Source organism: Okeania sp., from assembly GCF_983059655.1.
Genome location: NZ_CEZPJD010000068.1, coordinates 1 through 2,461, shown reverse-complemented (window position 1 = coordinate 2,461; position 2,461 = coordinate 1). Strand labels below are relative to the sequence as shown.

2 protein-coding genes are annotated in these 2,461 nt (G+C 37.7%); both read left to right on the top strand.

Annotated features, from left to right (window positions below; translation table 11 throughout):
* Positions 1-603 (top strand): NAD(P)/FAD-dependent oxidoreductase (locus AC3DU7_RS06500; protein ID WP_488038541.1); only part of this gene is annotated, 603 nt, incomplete at its 5' end.
* Positions 604-1,066: 463 nt separating this feature from the next.
* Positions 1,067-2,116, top strand: coding sequence for an S-methyl-5-thioribose-1-phosphate isomerase (gene mtnA / locus AC3DU7_RS06495; protein ID WP_488038540.1), 1,050 nt, complete (start codon positions 1,067-1,069; stop codon positions 2,114-2,116).
* The last annotated feature ends 345 nt before the right edge of the window (positions 2,117-2,461 follow it).

The following is a 2,461-nucleotide window of genomic DNA, read 5'->3' as shown; positions in this document are numbered from 1 at the left end:
TTTCCTATGGAGGCAGAAAAGCACAGATTAAAAATAGGTGTGGCGCGGTTTAATTTAGAACATCAACAAATAGTTGAAACGAAATCTATGAGATGGTATTTAGAACTATTAATTAAAGATTATATGAAACTTGAGGAGTATGAATTAATTGATTCTCATGGTTCAACTGTTAGATATTCTGTGGGATTAAAGGATGTTTATTACCAAGATAATGTTATTGCTATTGGTGATGCTGTTTCTACTATTAATATGTTGGGTGGGGAAGGAATTAGGCATGGTATGGATAATGCAGAAATTGCTAGTAAATATATAGAAAAATATCTCGATCTACGCTTATCTAGTTTTCGTCCTTATCAAAGAGAAATGCAGAGACGATATGCTATTAAATGGAACATTTCTGAACAGATGGGGCGCAGAAGATATATGCAAGATAGTGATGAATTGATTGATAAAGGAGTGAATTATTTAAAATCTTTGACAGTAGAGGATATGATGAATATTTTATTTGTATACAATTTTCAAAAGTTGTATAAAGGATTGGGTAAGTATATAAAACGCAAGGTAAAATTAGGATGGCAACAAGTGCAAGCATTCAGGGGTTAGTTATCAGTTATCAGTGATGAGTTATTAACTCATTATTTTGGCAGGAAGAATTAGATATTTCCTCCATGCATAGGGAGTAGGGAGTAGGGAGAAAGAATTGATAATTTCTGTGGGATAATTAATTTTATCTTCTGATCGGCTATATGGCCCTCGGAGGAGTTGAAATCTCCTTTCCGTTCCTGAATACTCCGCAAAAGAGGGCGCCTCAAAAAAAATCTGCTGATTGCTGTTTGTGCAGCATTCCGCAGGAAAAGCTGACCGCTGACTGCTTCTTTAAAATTACTATAATTGTTGGGTTGCGCTATCGCTTAACCCAACCTACTATTTATCTGAATTGAATATTATAGGACTTACGCATGAACGCCATTAGTAGGGTATGTTAGCGCTAGCGTAACACACCAAGACTCTATATATACTGCCTTTGCGTAAGTCCTGTATTATCTATGATATATGAGGAAAAATTATGGTGTCTAAAATCACAGAGGTTAATCCTATTATCTGGCAAAATGACCGTGTTTTATTAATTGACCAAACTTGTCTACCAGGAGAATATAAAACTGTAGAAATTAATAATTCTACGGAGATGGCAAGAGCTATTAAAACAATGATAGTTCGTGGGGCACCAGCTATTGGTGTATCGGCAGCTTATGGAATGTATTTAGGGGCGAAAGAAATTTCTATAACTGATAGAAATGAGTTCTTAAAACAGTTAGAAGAAGTGGCTGTTATGTTACGACAAACTCGCCCAACTGCTGTTAATTTATTTTGGGCAATTGAACGAATGTTGAAGGTAGCAAATGAAACAAATAGTTCTGTAGAAGAAATTCAAAGGGCTTTATTAGAAACTGCTAAAAATATTCATGCAGAAGATTTACAAACTTGTCAAGCTATAGGCGATCGCGGAATTGAAGTTTTACCAACTTCTCCAGAAAAATTGAATATTTTAACTCACTGTAATGCTGGTGCTTTAGCTACTGCTGGTTATGGTACAGCATTGGGTGTTATTCGTTCGGCGTGGCGAGAGGGAAGATTAGCAAGAGTCTACGCGGATGAAACTCGCCCTCGTCTTCAAGGTGCAAAACTCACGACTTGGGAATGCGTGCAAGAAAATATTCCTGTCACCTTAATAAGTGATAACATGGCTGCTCACTGTATGAAACAAGGTTTAATTCATGCCGTAGTAGTTGGAGCGGATAGAATTGCTGCTAATGGAGATGCTGCTAATAAAATTGGTACTTATAGTTTAGCTATTGTGGCGAAGGCACATAATATTCCTTTTTTTGTGGCGGCACCTCTATCAACAATAGATTTCAAAATATCTGATGGTAGTCAAATACCGATTGAGGAGAGAGATGCGGTGGAAATATATCAAGTAGGAGAAACACGCATTTGTCCGGAAGGAGTAGAATTTTATAATCCTGCATTTGATGTTACCCCTGCGGAATTAATTGTAGGAATTATGACAGAATATGGTACAGTTGCGCCGGGAGAATTAGGACAGTTTCTTAAGTAGGGGAGTGGGGGAGTAAGGGAGTGGGGGAGTGGGGGAGTAGGGGAGATCGAGTTGAACCAATATTCCCTTCTGCATTCTTCCCTCTCTCTGCCTTCCTTTCTCTGATATTATGTCCGGATGATTAGTGATAAAAAAACTTTCTCTTTTTCCTCTTCTTCTTGCTTCTTTCTTCCCTCCTGACTCCTGACTCCTCAGTCATTTATTTATAACTGTTCAACCAGAAATGGTATTATATCATGTCCGGATAATTAGTTATGAAAAAACTTATCTTCTTGCTTAAACAGTAAATCTTTCTATTTTCGCTACTCCCCCGCTCCCCTACTCCCCCGCTCCCCTACTCCCCTA

Bases quoted from the DNA above. Each gene is read 5' to 3' on its own strand.
- mtnA (WP_488038540.1), top strand. From the start codon at position 1,067: ATGGTGTCTAAAATCACAGAGGTTAATCCTATTATCTGGCAAAATGAC.